Raw genomic sequence first — 2,123 nt, forward strand, 5'->3', positions numbered from 1 at the left:
AAGCCGTTCTCGATCATCGACATGTACTTCATATTGCTTAATGCCGAGCGGCGCGAAGACTTTGCGCTCGATGTCGAGGACCCCTACATCAGGGAATTCTGCCTCGAGATCGCGAATATGGAAGAGGAGACGGTACGCCCGCTCCTAAAACGGATCAAGTCGTGGGTCGAGAACTCGGTGATTCGCCGGATCATCGCCCATCGTGAGAGTACGATCGATTTCCGAGATATCATCGACAACGACCGAATCGTCATCGTCCGGACGCCCGTCGAGAACACGGATATCAAGAAGATGGTCACGCTCGGCGTAATGCGTAACCTCTGGAGTGCGATTCAGCGGCGGTCATATGAGTTGGATACGACGCCGAATCCCTACTTCGTCCTCTGTGACGAGTTCGATGACATCGCTAGCGACAACCTCGATATCGAGTCGATGCTAGCCCGTGCTCGGTCGATGCGTCTCTCCGTGACTCTTGCCTCGCAGTATCCCTCGCAACTTGACGAGGACACGTTGAAAGCGATGCAGAACAACTGTGACAACCTCCTCACGTTCTCGGTCAACGACAGTGATGATGCCGAATTATTGATGAAACGGTTCCGCGACTACACCGCAGAAGACCTCATCACGACCAACCAGTTCAAAGTGTGGACGCGGATTCCTCTCTCTGGAGGGCGATACTCCGAACCCGTCTTGATTCGGACGTTTCCACCATACCCGCCTCTCCGTGGGACAGACGACATCGATGACATCATCGAACAGAGCCTCGAGCGCTACGGAACTGAGCCGCTAACGGACGCGGAGATCCTCCAGAATCTCCTCTACAGCGACGCCAATGAGGCAGCCAATCCGACGAAGATACTGGATGAGACCATGGCAGAAGCCCTTCGCACTGTCCAAATTCGAGAGGGTGTGCGAGAGGCAAATGGCTGGGTTGATGTAACAGCTGTTGACGAGGAACTCGTGGCTCGCCTCGAGAAGACTGAACTCGAGATTGACTATGCAGATGAAGACCTGCCGGACGTCCGTGATGCTTCGCGGTTGATCAAGGTCGACCNCTGACAAGGGTGAAGAGTTTGTCCAGCCCAAGACAGGCACTGTCGGCTCAGCTGGTGGAACTAGCCACGATGAAGTGCTTTTGGATGCTGAGGTGTCACTCACTGAACGCGGGTTCAGTGTCGAGATTCTCGAGCAGGATGGGAGCGAGCAACCTGACGCAGTTGCGACGCACCCAGACCACGATGTTGTGTTTAATATCGAGGCTGAGACAACGACGCCAGACCGACCAGCGAAGGTTCTGCAGAATCTCAAACGCGCTCACGAGGGGGATCGCATTCCGATCTTCGTTGTCCGACCTGGGGAGTCTGAGACACAGGTTGCGTCACGAGTCGAGAGTATCCTCTCGCCGCCGTTCCGAGAGCGAACGGACGGCACTGAACAGTTCTATAACTGCGACGAGGTTGTGACCTTCGGCGGTGGTGCGACGGCTCACGGCGGTGTCACTGCGGTTCGTCCAAAGACGTCCGAGACAAATCAGACCGTCTGGACGCATGACAACGGCGAGCGCGTCCTTTCCGATGGGAACATAGAGTTCGCTCGCGTCCCTGATGACGGAGTACTCTCGAAGGACAGCGTTCCGGCCTATTACAGCCATGACCNGCCATGACCGTGAAACTGGCCAGTATACCGTCTATCAGGCTGGAGAGACCCAGGTATACGACTCCAAAGACGACTTTGAGCAGGACTGGACGCTGATCAAACGACCGTTCATTCCTGCTGTCGACCTGCCAGACGCAGACTATTCGCGTGACAGTTATGTCGTGTTGATTCTACCACCCGGTGGCGACCCACTGGTTTTCCAGTCTGGTGAGACATATCGGCTCTCGACAAACCCGGGTCGCGAGGAATTGTGGCCCACTGACTCGACTGGTGAGTCAGCCCAATTTGACAACCCGGTCTCTGATACTGATCAGAACGGGCCGTTAGCATTACCGAGTTCTGATTCATCAGCGATGGACGAGTCGATCGAGATCGATCCAACCGGAGATGGTGTGGAGGCGTTTGCAGCAATGGTACGTGTTTACCCCGAGGTCTCGACAGCCGGCACAGCGTGAGCCCGTCAAAGA

The 2,123-nt window shown here is 55.6% G+C and carries 1 pseudogene; it reads left to right on the forward strand.

The window, feature by feature from the left end:
• Nucleotides 1-1,923: pseudogene (locus tag C487_RS09540) on the forward strand (TraM recognition domain-containing protein); the annotation flags it as partial.
• Nucleotides 1,924-2,123: the final 200 nt, after the last annotated feature.

Source organism: Natrinema pallidum DSM 3751 (assembly GCF_000337615.1).
In the GTDB taxonomy this organism is placed as follows: domain Archaea; phylum Halobacteriota; class Halobacteria; order Halobacteriales; family Natrialbaceae; genus Natrinema; species Natrinema pallidum.